15 protein-coding genes are annotated in these 14,466 nt (G+C 73.1%); 2 read left to right on the plus strand and 13 right to left on the minus strand.

Going from position 1 to position 14,466, the window contains the following annotated elements; genetic code table 11:
• Positions 1-5: 5 nt before the first annotated feature.
• Complete coding sequence (gene glpK, locus JNK12_20905) at positions 6-1,490, plus strand: glycerol kinase GlpK (protein MBL8778411.1); 1,485 nt, start codon at positions 6-8, stop codon at positions 1,488-1,490.
• Here glpK and JNK12_20910 read toward each other — a convergent pair.
• A complete protein-coding gene (locus JNK12_20910; protein ID MBL8778412.1) occupies positions 1,452-2,108 on the minus strand; it encodes an ACT domain-containing protein in 657 nt (218 codons plus the stop codon). The two genes, glpK and JNK12_20910, sit on opposite strands and share 39 nt — an antisense overlap.
• A gap of 96 nt (positions 2,109-2,204) precedes the next feature.
• On the opposite strand from JNK12_20910, the gene JNK12_20915 reads away from it, so the two are divergent.
• A complete protein-coding gene (locus tag JNK12_20915) occupies positions 2,205-2,798 on the plus strand; it encodes a TetR/AcrR family transcriptional regulator (protein MBL8778413.1) in 594 nt (197 codons plus the stop codon).
• Between the two features lie 73 nt (positions 2,799-2,871).
• On the opposite strand, the gene JNK12_20920 is transcribed toward JNK12_20915, so the two are convergent.
• From JNK12_20920 to JNK12_20975, 12 genes are all read right to left on the minus strand, one after another.
• A complete protein-coding gene (locus JNK12_20920) occupies positions 2,872-3,855 on the minus strand; it encodes a DMT family transporter (GenBank protein ID MBL8778414.1) in 984 nt (327 codons plus the stop codon).
• 84 nt (positions 3,856-3,939) lie between these two features.
• Positions 3,940-5,112 carry an aminotransferase class I/II-fold pyridoxal phosphate-dependent enzyme gene (locus JNK12_20925; protein ID MBL8778415.1) on the minus strand — a complete coding sequence of 391 codons (1,173 nt, stop codon included), beginning with the start codon at positions 5,110-5,112 and terminating at the stop codon, positions 3,940-3,942.
• A gap of 10 nt (positions 5,113-5,122) precedes the next feature.
• On the minus strand, positions 5,123-6,103 hold the full coding sequence (locus tag JNK12_20930; protein ID MBL8778416.1) for an ROK family protein: 981 nt from the start codon (positions 6,101-6,103) through the stop codon (positions 5,123-5,125).
• Between the two features lies 1 nt (position 6,104).
• On the minus strand, positions 6,105-7,220 hold the full coding sequence (locus JNK12_20935; GenBank protein MBL8778417.1) for a hypothetical protein: 1,116 nt from the start codon (positions 7,218-7,220) through the stop codon (positions 6,105-6,107).
• Positions 7,221-7,261: 41 nt separating this feature from the next.
• Positions 7,262-9,574 (minus strand): hypothetical protein, encoded by a 2,313-nt coding sequence (locus JNK12_20940; protein MBL8778418.1) that lies wholly within the window; start codon positions 9,572-9,574, stop codon positions 7,262-7,264.
• 58 nt (positions 9,575-9,632) lie between these two features.
• Positions 9,633-9,881 (minus strand): hypothetical protein, encoded by a 249-nt coding sequence (locus JNK12_20945; protein ID MBL8778419.1) that lies wholly within the window; start codon positions 9,879-9,881, stop codon positions 9,633-9,635.
• Positions 9,878-11,089 (minus strand): ArsA family ATPase, encoded by a 1,212-nt coding sequence (locus tag JNK12_20950; GenBank protein MBL8778420.1) that lies wholly within the window; start codon positions 11,087-11,089, stop codon positions 9,878-9,880. Before JNK12_20950 ends, JNK12_20945 begins: the two co-directional genes overlap by 4 nt.
• Positions 11,090-11,096: 7 nt before the next feature.
• A complete protein-coding gene (locus tag JNK12_20955) occupies positions 11,097-11,552 on the minus strand; it encodes an SRPBCC family protein (protein ID MBL8778421.1) in 456 nt (151 codons plus the stop codon).
• Between the two features lie 11 nt (positions 11,553-11,563).
• Positions 11,564-12,067: a hypothetical protein gene (locus tag JNK12_20960; protein MBL8778422.1), complete on the minus strand. Its 504-nt coding sequence runs from the start codon at positions 12,065-12,067 to the stop codon at positions 11,564-11,566.
• Positions 12,064-13,179 (minus strand): glycosyltransferase family 4 protein, encoded by a 1,116-nt coding sequence (locus tag JNK12_20965; protein MBL8778423.1) that lies wholly within the window; start codon positions 13,177-13,179, stop codon positions 12,064-12,066. Before JNK12_20965 ends, JNK12_20960 begins: the two co-directional genes overlap by 4 nt.
• The gene (queG, locus tag JNK12_20970) at positions 13,176-14,243 is read right to left on the minus strand and encodes a tRNA epoxyqueuosine(34) reductase QueG (protein MBL8778424.1); all 1,068 of its coding nucleotides are present in this window, start codon (positions 14,241-14,243) and stop codon (positions 13,176-13,178) included. The genes JNK12_20965 and queG overlap by 4 nt, the downstream gene beginning before the upstream one ends.
• A 9-nt stretch (positions 14,244-14,252) precedes the next feature.
• Positions 14,253-14,456: a hypothetical protein gene (locus JNK12_20975; GenBank protein ID MBL8778425.1), complete on the minus strand. Its 204-nt coding sequence runs from the start codon at positions 14,454-14,456 to the stop codon at positions 14,253-14,255.
• Positions 14,457-14,466 lie beyond the last annotated feature (10 nt).

Here is a 14,466-nt window from a genome sequence, read left to right on the forward strand (position 1 = left end):
CGTCCATGTCCGTCGTGATCGCCATCGATGCGGGAACCACCGGCGTGCGCAGCTTCGCCGTGGACGAGACCGGCCGGCCCCTCGGCTACACGTATCGGGAGTTCACCCAGCACTTCCCGCAGCCCGGCTGGGTCGAGCACGACGCCAACGAGATCTGGGACGCCGTGGCCGCGACCCTGGCGGAGCTCGTCGCCGAGCTCGACGTGCCCATCGCGGCCATCGGCATCACCGACCAGCGCGAGACCACCGTCGTCTGGGACCGTCGGACCGGTGAGCCCCTCCACCGGGCCATCGTCTGGCAGGACCGCCGCACCGCCGACCGCTGCGAGTCCCTCGAGGCCGAGGGCCACCTCCCGCTCGTCCGCCGGGCCACGGGCCTCGTCCTCGACCCCTACTTCTCGGCCAGCAAGCTCGAGTGGCTCCTGGGGCCAGGCGGGGTCGAGCGCTCCCCGAACCTGGCCTTCGGCACCGTGGACTCCTGGCTGCTGTGGAAGCTGACCGGCGGGGCCGAGCATGCGACGGAGGCGTCCAACGCCAGCCGGACGCTGTTGTTCGACATCGGCTCGATGGCGTGGTCGGACGAGCTCTGCGACCTGTTCGGGGTCCCCACCTCGGCCTTGCCGGAGGTACGCCCCACCTCCGGCCGCTTCGGGGTCACCGCCGCCGACACCCCGGTCGGGGCCGGGATCCCGGTCAGCGGCATCGCCGGCGACCAGCAGGCGGCGCTCTTCGGCCAGGCCTGCTTCACCCCGGGCATGACCAAGAACACCTACGGGACGGGCTCGTTCGTGCTCATGAACATCGGCGGCGACTGCCCCGAGCCCGTCGACGGGCTGCTCACCACGGTCGCCTGGGCGTTCGGCGACGACGGTGGGGCCCTCTCCCCCACCTACGCCCTGGAGGGGGCCATCTTCGTCACCGGCGCCGCGGTGCAGTGGCTGCGCGACGGCCTGGAGATCATCGCAGACGCGGCCGAGACCGAGCCGCTGGCCCTGTCGTGCGAGGACACCGACGGCGTGTTCCTCGTGCCGGCCTTCACCGGGCTGGGCAGCCCCTGGTGGGACCCCTACGCACGGGGGGCGATCGTCGGCATCACCAGAGGCACCACTCGGGCCCACCTCGCGCGGGCCGTGGTCGAGTCGATGGCGTACCAGGTGCGCGACGTGGTGGACGCCATGTGCGCGGTGTCCGGTCGCGACGTGGCCGAGCTCCGGGTGGATGGCGGCGCCTCGACCATGGACCTGCTGCTCCAGCTCCAGGCCGACCAGCTCAAGGTCCCCGTCGCCCGGCCGGAGATCCTCGAGACGACCGCCCTCGGCGCGGCCTACCTCGCCGGTCTCGCCGAAGGCGTGTGGTCATCCACCGATGAGCTCGCCGAGCACTGGGCCCTCGATCGCTGCGTCCAGCCCACGGGCGATCCCGCAGTGGCCGACGCCGCCCACGCCCAGTGGCTACGAGCCGTCGAGCGCTCGCGCGACTGGGCTCACTGACTCCCCCAGCTCGGTCCACCGCAGGGCGGCGATCCGGGTGAGCAGCGCCACCCGGTCCCGCTGGCGGGTGCGGAAGTCACCCCCCTCGCGCCCGAGGACGAGGGCCAACGCGCCGGGGACCACCGTCGAGCGCACGACGTCGGCGACCCCGTGCTCGCCCGCCCCGTTGTCGAAGGCCAGCAGCCACGGCGCCGGTGGATGCTCGCCGTGGCTCACCCGCACGGTGCCCGCCTCGAGGTCGAGGACCACCGTCCACGCGGCCTCCGTGACCCGGGTGGCCTCTCGGCACAGCGCCTCGAGCAGCGCCGCCCGATCGGCGGCGCCCACGAGCGCGACGGCCATCTCGAGCGCCTCGACGCGGGGGTCGTGCACCACGTCGCTCGTGGGCCGGACCTCCTCGACGTCGACGCCGTCGACCTCGGAGACCTCGTCGATCAGCAGGCCCACGAGGCCGGCGTCGGGGAGGTGCACCACGAGCTCGTCGATGGCCCGCCCGGCGCCCTGCTCGATGATCTCGATACCGACCACGTCGCCGCCGGCCGCGCCGATGCGGCTGGCCACGGCGCCGAGCGCGCCGGGACGATCCGGCATCCAGACCCGCACGATGAACGACTCCACGGGGCCACGCTAGGGGACGAGCGTGAACGCCATGTTTCCCGCTCGGGTCCGTTTCGACTCTTGACCGGGCGGTCAAGTCTGCCTACCGTCGGCTCGGTGACACGGCGGCTGACCCAGCGTGGCAAGGAACGGCGACGTCAGCTGATGGACTACGCCGCCGCCCGGTTCTCCGAGAACGGCTACCACCCCACCTCGGTCCAGGAGATCGTGAGCGGCCTCGGCGTGGGCAAGGGCGTCTTCTATTGGTACTTCTCGTCGAAGGAGGAGCTCTTCCTCGAGATCCTCCGGGAGGCCCAACAGGATCTGCGCCGAGCGCAGATGCACGCCATCGCCGACGAGGTGGACCCCATCCGCCGCATCGAGGAAGGCATCCGCACCACGCTGGCGTGGTCGAGCGAGAACCACGACCTGATCTCCCTGGTCCAGTTCGCGGCCACCGAGGAGCGCTTCGCCCCGGCGCTGCGACGCGGCCAGGACATCGCCATCGACGACCTCGTGCGCCACGTGAAGGAGGGCATCGTCGCCGGCCGCATCCGCGACGGCGACCCCACCCTCATCGCCCACGGCATCCTCGGGGTGACCGGTCACCTCTCGCGGGAGTTCATCCACGAGCGCAACGAGTCGACCGACGAGGTCGCCGACGCCGCCGTGTGGTTCTGCCTCGAGGGCATCCTCGCCCGCGACGGCTGAAGCGATCACACACGCACGCCCCCTCGATGCGAGAGCGCTTCCTCGGACCTCGCTGAGCGCCGCTGAGCGGCTCTCAGGGATCCTCACGGCGACGAGGAGGCGAGTGGTCGCCGTCGTCGACCGCCACCGCGTCCGCGACCGGCTCGAGGCCCTCGCCGGCGGTCACCGGTGAGCGCACGATCACCATGGCGAGGGCGAACAGCACCACGGCGATGCCGAGCACCTGCTGAAGGGTGATGGCCTCGTCGAGCACGAGGGCGCTCGTGGCGACCGCCGCCACCGGGATCACCAGGGTGAGCAGCGACGCCGTGGCCAGCGGGATGTGACCATGCGCCCAGTTCATGAGCCAGTGCCCGAGGCCGCCGGACACGAGCGCGATGAGGGCGACGATCAGCCAGGTCCCGCCGTCGTCGACGGCCAGGGTCGTGCCCGACAGGAGGGCGACCGGGGTGATGACCACCCACGCCACCACGAGGAGGCCGGCCAGGTACTCGAGCGAGGTGAGGGTCTTGCGGGCCTGCTTGGAGGCGACGAAGAACGCCGCCCACGAGCAGGTCGCCAGCAGGGCCAGGAGGTCGCCGTGGTAGGTGTGGGTGTCTGCGTTGCTCGCCGCCGAGCCGGTGAGCACCGCGACGACGCCGACGAGGGCGAGCGCCGACCAGACGAAGAACCAGCCGTCGAGCTTCTCGGCGAACAGCTTGCCGACGACGAGCGCGATGAGGACGGGCTGGAGGGACGAGATGATGTTGGCGTTGGCGATGGTCGTCGTCTTCAGCGCGGTGAAGAACAGGGCGACGTCCAGGGCGAACAGCACTCCCCCCGGCGCCGACGCGACCACGATGCGCCACGTGATGCGCGTCCCGCTGATGCGCAGGGCGATGACCGCGGCGAGGGCACCCATCCACATGCGGTGGAACGCGAGCCCGAGGCCGTCCAGGTCACCGGCCTTGCGGGCGAGCACCGAGAACGAGCCCCACATGACCACGCCCACCAGCGCGGCGACGGCGCCGGCCACGGGTCGGCGCACCACGGGTGCGTCGACGTCGGTGGCGGCCATCGCGTCGACGCTAGGCGCGCGCCGGCGCGGTGCGGCACGGGAAATCTGCGGGAGACGGCGTGCGCCTCGGCCGCGGCACTCGAATCAGAGCTTGACGAGGGCCTTGCGCAGCGACCGCACCGCCTGGGCGATGCGCTGGTCGTTCTCGATGAGGGCGAACCGCACGAAGCCCTCCCCGCCGGGACCGAAGCCGATGCCGGGCGACACGGCGACGTTGGCCTCCTTGACGAGGAACGACGCGAACTCGATCGAGCCCATCTCTTTGTACGGCTCGGGGATGGGCGCCCAGGCGAACATGGTGCCCATGGGCTTCTCGAACGACCAGCCGATCCGGTCGAGGCCGTCGCAGAGCGTGTCACGGCGGCTCTGGTAGATCTCCAGGACCTCCTTGGGGAAGTCCGGCACCTCGTTGAGGGTGACCGTGGTGGCGATCTGGATGGGCTGGAAGGTCCCGTAGTCGAGGTAGGACTTCAGCTTGGCCAGCGCCTGCACCACGTCCCGGTTGCCGACCAGGAACGCGGACCGCCAGCCCGCCATGGAGAACGACTTGGTCATCGAGTACAGCTCGACGGCGACGTCCTTCGCGCCCTCGGCCTCGAGGATCGACGGCGGTCGGTAGCCGTCGAAGCCCAGCTCCGCGTAGGCGAAGTCGTGCACGAGGATGACCTCGCGCTCTCGGGCGAAGTCGACCACCCGCTGCATGAAGGCGAGGTCGACGCAGGCGGTGGTGGGGTTGTGCGGGAACGACAGGACGATGGCCCGCGGCTTGGGCCACGAGTACTCCCACGCCTCCTGCATGGTCTCGAAGAAGTCGGTGTCCGGGCCGAACTTCATCTCACGCACGTCGGCACCGGCGAACAGCGGGCCCCAGATGTGGATCGGGTACGAGGGCGAGGGCACGAGGGCGGCATCGCCCGGCTGGAGGAGCACCCACATGAGGTGGGAGAAACCCTCCTTGGCGCCGATGGTGTTGATGACCTCGAGGTCGGGATCGAGCTCCACGCCGAAGCGCCGCTGGTAGAGCGCGCTCACCGCCTCGCGGAGCTTCGGGATGCCCCGGCTCGACGAGTACTTGTGGTTCCGCGGGTTGCGGGCGGCCTCGGCCAGCTTCTCGACGGCCACGTCGGGCGACGGCAGATCGGGGTTGCCGAAACCGAGGTCGACCACGTCCTCTCCGGCCCGGCGGGCCTCGATCTTCAGCCCGTCGATGATGGTGAAGACGTACGGGGGCAGCGAGGTGATGCGGCGGAACTCCATCGGGGCGAGGCTACCGGGTGGCCTCCCCGGGCCCCCAGCCCCTTTCCACCGCGAGCAGGGCGGCGCCGAGGGCACCCGCCCGCTCCCCGGTGCGGGCCGCCACGATCGGGACCTCGGGCCGGTGGGCACCCGCGAGCACCAGTTCGGCGAAGGCGGTCCGCGCGGCCGGGAGGAACAGGTCCGCCTCGGTGACCAGGCCACCACCGAGCACCACGACCTCGGGATCCAGGATGTTCACCAGGTTGGCGACGCCCACGGCGATCCACCAGCCGAAGGCGTCCATGACCGCCGCCGCCTCCGGGTCGCTCTCGCGCGCCGCGGCGGTGACGTGTTCCCCCCGCACGGCCTCGGCGTCGCCGCCGGCCCGGGCCAGGACCTGGTCCGCCCGCCCCGCGAGCGCCGCCTCACGGGCCAGGAAGCCCAGGCCGCTGCCGGAGGCGTAGCGCTCCCAGCACCCCCGCCGCCCACACGGGCATCGCGGCCCGCCGGGATCCACGATCATGTGGCCCGGCTCGCCGGCCATGCCGTGGGCGCCGTTGAAGGGCCGCCCGTCGGCGATCAACCCGGCCCCGATGCCGGTCCCCAAGGTGACGAGCAGGGCGTGGTCGCATCCCCCGGCGGCGCCGAGGCACCGCTCGGCCCACGCGGCGCAGTTGGCGTCGTTGTCGACCACGACGGGGAGGTCGAGCACCTCCGCGAGGGCGTGCTCGACGTCCAGGTCGACGATGCCCGGGAGGTTGGGCCCGAAGCGCAGCACACCGTCGCGGTCGATGAGGCCGGGCAGCCCCACCCCCACCACGGCGACCTCGTCGGCCCCGACCTGCTCGAACAGGTCGGCGACGACGCCGACGATGGTGGCGACCAGCGCGCCGGCGCCGCGCGGCGTCGGGCGTCGGGCCTCGGCCAGCGGGCCCTTCTCGGGCGCGTCGGTGTCGAGCACCACACCGAGAACCTTGGTGCCGCCGATGTCGACCCCGACGGCGCGGCGCACGTCAGTAGCGCAGGAGGGCGCCGACCCGGCCGAGCACGTCGAGGTCGGCGTTGCCGACGCAGATCTCGATCCGACACGACTGGAGGAGCGCCTCCTCGAGCGCGTCCTCGACCACGTCGGGCACCTCGACCATGTCGGCGGAGCACAACGGGCAGGTGCGACCGACGGCCGCCAGGTAGGAGCACTCGGGGCACCGCCAACCCGCCTCGGCGTAGCCCTCCGAGATCACGAGCAGCTCGACCCGGCGCTCGACGAGCGCCTTCAGCACGCCGTCCAGGCCGGCCACCGCCCGCCGTCCGACGCCGAGGGCCTCGCGGAGGCGTTCGACCACGGCGGACTCGCGCTCGCGCACCAGGCGGTCCTCGGCCTCGAGCACCGCCGCCCGCACGGTGGGCTCGGCGGCGCCCACCGGAACCGCCAGTCGCCCGCCCAGGCGCTCACGGAGGTACGGGTGGAGGTTGGCCTCGACGGCGGTGGCCAGCTCGCTCGGCGCGCCAACGAGCAGGTGGGTGTACTCCTGGGTCTGGAACGCGGCGAACGCCGCGGCGGCGGCCCTGCGCAGGTGCTGGTCGACGAGATCATCGACGTGGTGCTGGGTGTCGCCCCGCTCGCGTTCTCCCCGGGTGTCGTAGTCGCGGGGCAGCTCGTCGAGCAGCTCGGAGCGGTCCACCAGCACACCGAGCTCGAAGACGAACAGCCTCGCCTGCTGGCGGTCGACGAGCAGCACGGCGATGCGCTCGTAGGTGTGGAGCAACAGCTCCAGCTGACCCACCGCCGGCGACTGGTTGATCACCACCTGGTTGCGCACCGGCACCGCGAGCGGGATCGCCTTCCAGAACGAGCTCGACGCGCAGCTGAACAGCGCGAGCCCACGCGTGTCGGCCCGGTCGAAGCCGCCGCGCACGTAGTCCTCGATACGGGCCAGGTCGCCGGCGACCGACGCGGTGCCGTTGGCCCGCCCCTTGGCCCGTCGCACCAGGTGCTCGAGCTGTGCCTCGTAGTCCTGCCGGCGCGGGTAGCGGCGACCGTCGACGTCCAGGTAGCAGGTGACGACCGGTGCCCCACCACCCGAGACCCCCGCGAGCTCACGGACGGTGTCTTCGTTGATGTTGGCCATTGCGGCCGATGGTAGTCATCCCCGGACGCGGCCGAGCCGGGTCAGGCGTGCGTCAGAGACGAGACCTCGTCGTCGGCCGCGCTGCTCCACCGCAGCACCCGGGGATCGTCCCCCACGAAGATCAGCTGCACCGCGTCGCTCATGCGCACCAGCCGCTCGAGCAGGTACTCGACGTCGTCGTCGGCCACACGGCCGAACGGATCGTCGAGCACGAGCGGCACGGACCCGGCGTAGGAGACCGAGCGTTGGGCGGCGAGGCGGGACAGGAGGTACCACTCGACCTGGCCGAGGTCGGCCACCTCGGCGCCGTGGCCGTCGACGGAGGCGAAGGTGGTCGCCACGGCGAAGCCGGTGTCCTCGCCGCCCGCGCCACCTTCCAACGCGGCGAGGTGCGCCCGTGCCCCCTCCAGGGCGCTGGCCGCGGCGGCCAGCAGGGAGCGCTGCGCGTCCACCTGCTCGGCGAGGTCGCGCACCTCGGCGTCGAGCTCGGCGAGCCCCAGCTCGAGGTCGAGCCGGGCGAGGTCGCCGACCTCATCCCCGCCCTCGCGCTCGCCCGCACCGTCGTCGCCGGAGGTATCGCTCAGGTCAGGGCGCTCGTCGGGGCCCTCGTCGGCTTCCTGTTCATCCTGTTCGTCCTGTTCGTCGAGCACCGGGGGCGTGAGCGGCTCCCGCTCCTCCACCTCCTCGTCGCCCGCCCGGTTCGGCGCCGATGTCTCCAGCTGGGACAGGTCCAGTTCGGCACCGGCGATCTCGTCCTCGAGGGAGTGCAGCGACTCCTCGAGCTCACCCCGTCGGCGGGTGGCCTCCGCCATGTCGGCCAGCCACACCGTGGCCACGTCGACGATGTCCTCGGCACTCAGCTCCAGGTCCCCGAAGTCGACCCCGACCGACTCGAGGGCGGCCCGCACCTGGGCGGCGGCCGCCGCCACCCGGGCCTCGTGCGCCTGGTCGACCATGGTCTTGGCTCGCAGCGCAGCGAGGAGGTCCCGCTCGTCGAACACCTCGACGAGCGCCTGACCGCGGCTCTGGGCGGCATCGACCGCCGCCGCCAGCGGCAGGCGCTGCGGGTCCTGCTCGACGGCGGCCACGGACTGGGCGAACGCGGCGTCGGCCTGCTCCCAGTCCGCCTGCGCCTGCGCGTGGGCCGCCCGCAGCTCCGGGCTCACGACGGGGGCCGTCGTCGACATGACGAACGCCGTGTAGGTGGCGAAGCCCACCCGGGCCAGGATCTCGGCTTCGACCGCGGCGGCCTCGTCGAGTCGCTCCTTGAGCTTCTTGCCCGGCATCCGCGCCGCGGTGATGCGGAGCTCCGCCTCGAGGAGATCGTCATGGGCCGCTTCGAGTGCCTCGGCGTCGGCCGGGTCGATCACCGGGGGCCGCACGGCCGCCTCGGCCGCGAGGAAGCGCCGTTGGGCCTCGTCGAGCCGTCGGTAGGCGGCCAGCGGGCCGTGCCCGTTCGCCTCGAGCTGGGCGTCGTACGCCTCGAGCGCGCCGATGGCGGCGTCGAGCTCGTCGGCCGCGGCGCGGGCGACCGGGTCCGGCACCTCGCCGGGGGCGTCCCCGCTGGGCACCTCGGCGAGCGCGGCGCGGACCGCGGTGGTGTCGATGTCGTCGAGGGGCTCGAGCGCGACCAGGAGGTCGTCCCGCCGGGTGCGGAGTCGGTCCACCCGTGCGGCCGCGGCGGCGAGTGCGGCGACGGCCTCCGGCGTCGGCCCGGGACTGTCGAGCACCGCCGTGCTCGCCCGCATGACGGTGTGCTCCGCCACCGGGGCGACCTCAGCATCATCGTGGTCGACGTGGTCGAGGTGGTCGACGTGGTCGGCGTGGTCGGTGCCCTCGTCGGCCGGGACCGGGTCGGGGTGGCCGCCGGCGTCGGCGACGGCGAGGGCGAGGGCCGACCGGCGGGCCAGCGCTCGCCGGTGCTCTTCTTCGAGGGCCTCGATCGACTGGCGCAGGAGATCGTGGGTGGCGGCCGAGTCACGGGCGGCGCGGCGGGCGGCATCGAGCAGCTCGGGGGTGGCCGGCACGCCGGGGACGTCCGCAGCCCCCGAGCGATCGTCGGCGTCGACCCCACAGGTGGCGAGGTCGTGCGCCCGGACCACCATCTCGAGCCGGGGATCGAGGTCGAGCAGTGCCAGGGACTCGGCGTCGAGGTCGAGGATGATGCCGTTCACCTCGACCTCACCCGAGATCCCGTCGAGGGCGCCACCGGCGCCACCGACGGGCAGCGCCGCCAAGGCGGCCAGGAGCCGCTCCTTGGCGGCCGGGGTCAGACCGCTGACGATCGACAGCCGCGGGTGGAGCTCGATGTGGGCTCCGTCGGGAGCGTGGTCGTGCAGGCGCAGCAACCTCATTGCTGCCCTCATCGGTCGCCGACCCGGGTTCCTCAAGGATCCGGGGCCTGCGGGCCGCTCACGAGACGGGGATGTGCTCCACCGGATCGTCGCCCTCGTCGCTGCGCCCGGCTCCCGACGCCCGGCCCGACCGACCGCGCGTGGCCATGGTGGTGACGGAGTCGAGGAGGCCGAGCAGCGAATCCGCCGTCTTCGGGTCGGTCACGACCTCCTCGGCCACGTCGAGGAAGGCCCGCGCCGCGGCGATGAGCTCCTCGGCCGCCGTCTGGAGGTGCTCGAGGCCCTCGTCGGCCCGTTCGTCGTTCACGTCCCGCGCACCTCCTGTTGGGCTTTCGTGGCGGTCTGGTCGCCGGCGAAGGTGACCTCCAGTGTGCCCTCCCGCAGGGAGGCGCCCGTGACCGTGTGGCGTCGGAGGGAGTCGGGCAGGATCAGGGCGCGTCGATAGGGGCCGGCCGTGATGATCAGCTCGTCGCCCCGCCGCGCCACGTCGACGTCCCCGCGCTCGGCGAAGGGCAGCTCGAGCGTGAGGCGCCATCCCTCGCCGTCTTCGTCCCGGTCGATGCGCAGCGGGTTGCCCTCGTGGAGGAGCGCGTCCGGCTCGAGGTCCCCGTAGACCTCCTGGGCGAAGGCCGCGAGGGCGTCGAGACCTACGAGCTCGTCGGGGGCGAGGTGGGCCCGCAGCACGGGCAGCGGAGCGAACCCCTCCTCGATGGTGGCCAGGTGTTCGGTGTGGAGGGCCTGCCACCGGGCGAACCAGGGGTCGTCGATCCCCGCCGGCAGCACACGGTTGGCCACGACCGCGTCGACCCGGTAGCCGAAGAGCGAGAGGTAGGTGTGGGTCCGACGGGCCTCGGCGATGACCATGCGCTCGGGGTTCACCACCAGGCGGGCACTGGTGACGTGGGGGTCGGTGAGCAGGTCCCGGACGCCGTCGAGCCGGTCGTAGAAGCGGTGGGCGGCGCCGAACACCTCGTCGCCCGCGACCGGCAGGTTGGTGACGCGGGACAGGACGGGCGAGAGCACCCGGTTCAGGCGGCGACTCGCGGGGAAGACCCGGTCCATGTACCAGGCGAGGATCTCGGGCAGCGAGAGCAGCCGGATGGTCTCGGCCGTCGGTGCGCAGTCGACGACGATCGTGTCCCAGTCACCCGAGGCGGCGAACGCCTTGATGTCGGCGAGCGCGAAGATCTCGTCCAGGCCGGGCAACACCGCCAGCTCCTCGGCCTCGATGCCGGCCACGCCGGCCCAGTCGAGCACCTCGGTGAGGTAGGCCTGGATCTCGGACCAGGACTCCTGCATCCGCTCCTGGGCGTCGAGCTGCTGACCGGACAGGCGCTCGGTGACCGTGGAGGGCTCGCTACCCAGGGGCACGTCGAGTGCGTCGGCGAGCGAGTGGGCCGGGTCGGTCGACAGCACGAGCGTGCGCCGGCCCGCGTCGGCGCAGCGCAGCGCGGTGGCGGCCGCCACGGTGGTCTTGCCGACGCCGCCCTTCCCCGTGAAGAGGAGGATGCGCACGTCGGGCTCAGGCGGCGGCGTCGCGCTCGACCCAGGCCTTGAGCTCGCGGAGCGCGGTGTGCACGATGCGCGTCTCGGCACGGCGCTTCACGAAGCTGGGGAGCGGGACCACGAGCTCCACGGTGAGGTGGTACGTGACGTCGGTGCGCCCGGCGTCCCCGTCGACGGGGGCGAACTCGTACGAGCCGTCGAGCTGGCGGGTGATGTCGCTCTCGAGGAGCTGCCAGGAGAGCGTGTGGGGCAACGCGCTGTAGTCGTAGCCCAGCACGTACGTGGTGCTGCGCCCCATGGCCGCGGCGCGGTAGCGCACCTTGGTGCCGCGGCCCTCGCCATCTCGCTCGAGGACCTCGGTCTCTTTGATGTCGTGGGCCCAGCTCGGGTAGTCCTCGAAGGCGAGGGTCGCCTCGAGGACGCGCTCGGGCGACGCGTCGATGGTGGTGCGCTCGGTGGCCTGGTCCGGCATCGACACGGATCCTACTTGGAGGGCGCCGTGCCGCCCGGCTTCTCGTCGTCGAAGCGCGGGCCGAAGTGGCCGTAGCGGGCGCCCCAGAGCCCGGCCTGGGCGAGGCCGAACATCGGCACGAGCACACCGAAGGCCAGGCTGGTGAACGGGCGCAGCCCGGCCGTCACCAGGGCCACGGCGACCTGGACCCCGAAGGGCACGAGCAAGGCCACCTGCACGGCCCGCGGCGCGCTGCCCTGGAGGAAGTAGAGGCCGCCGATGCCGATGGCGTCGGTGCGGCTCCGGCCCACCGCGATCCCGAAGGCCCACAGGAAGACCACGCAGCCGATGAGGAACAGGACCAGCGCGACCGCGACGGCGACGAGGCCGAAGACGTCGCCATCGATCACCGCGGCGATCGCGGTGGCGACGAACGCGGCGGTGCCCACCCGGCTGACGAGGACGATGCGGGACCCCGGGGTGGGGGCGTCCTCGACGGGTTCATCCCCGCTCGCGCCCGGTGCCACGTCGCTCACGGGAGGGCTCCGGCGAGGCGCTCGACCAGCACCTCGTAGGCGAACTCGGCCTCGGCCCGCGCCCGGGCGGCCTCGCCCATGCGGCGGCGACGCTCGGGGTCGTCGAGGAGGGCGGCGAGGGCCGCGGTGACCTCGTCCACGTCGTGGGGGTCCCCGACGACGAGGCCGGTGTCCCCGTCTACCACGGCCTCGGCCGAACCTCCGCTCTCCCCTGCCACCTGGGCGACGCCCGCCGCCGCCGCCTCGAGGAACACGATGCCGAAGCCCTCCTGCTCGAGGCCGGCCCAGCGGCTGCGGCAGAGCATGGCGAACACGTCGGCGCAACCGTAGAGGTCGGGCAGGTCGTCGTCGGGCACCCGCCCGAGCAGCCGCACGGGGGCGCCCGTGTCCGCCACGAGGCGATCGAGCCGGGCGCGGTCCCGGCCGCTGCCGGCGATGGCCACCAGGAGGTCGGGCCGACCTTCCGCCAGCCGCGCCGCGCTGCGGATGAGCACGTCCATCCCCTTCCGGGGGACGAGGCGACTGAGGCTGACCACGAGACGGGCGTCCTCGGGGAGGTCGAGTCGACGGCGGGCGGCGAGGCGCTGCTCGTCGTCGAGGGGACGGAACCGCTCGACGTCGACCCCGGGCGGCACGATCGTGGTGGGCAACGACCGGCCGGCGGCCCGCTCGCCCTCGGCGGCCGGGTAGCCACCGGCGGCGATCACCACCTCAGCGCCGCGCAGCACGCGGCGCAGGGCGAGGTTGGTGCCCGGGAGCCGCCCCGGGATGGTGACCTCGGCGCCGTGGAGGATGACGCCGTAGGGCCGCTCGAGGTGGGGGCCGACGAGGCCCACGGGCAGCGCGGGATCGAGCAGGACGAGATCGGCGTCGACCTCGGCGGCGAGCCGGTCGATGTGGCGCACCAGCAGCGGGTTGGGCAACAGCACCGGTTCACGGGTGCGCTCGACCCGGTAGGCCTGGGCCGCGTCCCACTCGGTGGCGCCGTCGTAGGGCGTGGTGAGCACGGTGGTGGACTCGGGCGGGAGCCGGCGCCACAGCTCCCACAGGTACGACTGGATGCCACCCACCTTGGGCGGGAAGTCGTTGGTGACCAGGAGGTGGTGCCTCACCGGCCCACCTCGACCCGCACGGCGTGACGGCCGGCGCGGGCCGCCAGCCGCTCGGCGGCCCAGGTGGCGTGCTCGCGGAGCAGCGCGTCGTCGCCGGCCCGGGCCCGGTCGACGACGCGCCGGACCTCGGCGTCGCCGGGGTCCGCGGTGTTGCCCAGGGCGAGCAGGGCGTTGCGGCGGAGGTGGCGGGGGTCCCGGTCGGCGATGTACCAACGTCCGTGTCGGGCGAGCAGGGTGGCGTCGTCGGCGTCGAGCAGGGCGACGAGATCGACCGAGGCCGTGCCGTCGGGGTCGACCTCGGCGGACTCGCGCCGATCGGTGCGGCGGTTGGGCGGGCACACCTCCTGGCAGTCGTCACACCCGTAGATGCGGTTGCCGAGCGCCACCCGGTGCTCGACCGGGAAGGGGCCGGGCGCCTGCACCAGCCACGCCAGGCAACGTCGCGCGTCGATCACCCCGGGAGCGACGATGGCCCCGGTGGGACACCCGTCGAGGCACCGCGTGCAGGTGCCGCACCCGTCGGGCACCGGCTTGACGGCGGGCGTCAGTGCGGCGTCGGTGACCACCGAGCCGAGCACGAACCAACTGCCCCGGCCGGGCAGCAGCACGTTGGCGTTCTTGCCGTACCACCCGAGCCCGGCCCGCACCGCCGCTTCGCGGTCGACCAGGGCGTTGTCGTCGACGAGCACCCGTGTGCGCCACCCCTGATCCTGGAGGTGGGCGGCCATCGCATCGAGTCCCGCCCGGAGGGTGGCGTAGTGGTCGTGGCGGGCGTACCGGGCCACCCGGCCGGATGGACGGGCGGCGGGCACGTCCTGGGGCCCCTCGGCCGACTCGTGGGCGTAGGACCGCGCTCCGACCACCAGCGCCCGGGCCCCGGGGAGGGCCTGGCCGGGGTCGGTCGATCGTTCGGGCCGGCGGTAGGTGAACTGCATGCCGGCGGCCAACCCCTGGGCCTTGCGCTCGTCGAGGTCGCGCCGCGTCCGCTCGAACGGGGTGGCCGGGGCCACGCCGACGGCATCCAGGCCCGCCGCCCGGCCCACCGCCGCGAGCGCGTCGATCACCCGATCAGATCAGCCCGTGCGAGGGACGTGGCGCAACTCCGGCACCATGCCGGCGTCCTGGAGCAGGCGCACCGCCCGCACCTCGGCCACGTCGATCACCACCGCGTCGTCGGGCTCGCGGTTGATGAGGAAGGTGACGATGCAGTCGTCACACGTGGACGTGTGCTGCATCACGCAGTCGTCGCAATCGATTCGCACCGTGTTGTCCTCCATGGCCCCATCT

It is taken from the genome of Acidimicrobiales bacterium, assembly GCA_016794585.1.
Taxonomy (GTDB): domain Bacteria; phylum Actinomycetota; class Acidimicrobiia; order Acidimicrobiales; family DATDAH01; genus JAEUJM01.

What these genes read in the sequence shown, in the direction of transcription:
- glpK (MBL8778411.1), top strand. Translation starts at nt 6, where the DNA reads ATGTCCGTCGTGATCGCCATCGATGCGGGAACCACCGGCGTGCGCAGC.
- JNK12_20920 (MBL8778414.1), bottom strand. Translation starts at nt 3,855, where the DNA reads ATGGCCGCCACCGACGTCGACGCACCCGTGGTGCGCCGACCCGTGGCC.
- JNK12_20925 (MBL8778415.1), bottom strand. Translation starts at nt 5,112, where the DNA reads ATGGAGTTCCGCCGCATCACCTCGCTGCCCCCGTACGTCTTCACCATC.
- JNK12_20935 (MBL8778417.1), bottom strand. Translation starts at nt 7,220, where the DNA reads ATGGCCAACATCAACGAAGACACCGTCCGTGAGCTCGCGGGGGTCTCG.
- JNK12_20940 (MBL8778418.1), bottom strand. Translation starts at nt 9,574, where the DNA reads ATGAGGTTGCTGCGCCTGCACGACCACGCTCCCGACGGAGCCCACATC.
- JNK12_20955 (MBL8778421.1), bottom strand. Translation starts at nt 11,552, where the DNA reads ATGCCGGACCAGGCCACCGAGCGCACCACCATCGACGCGTCGCCCGAG.
- JNK12_20975 (MBL8778425.1), bottom strand. Translation starts at nt 14,456, where the DNA reads ATGGAGGACAACACGGTGCGAATCGATTGCGACGACTGCGTGATGCAG.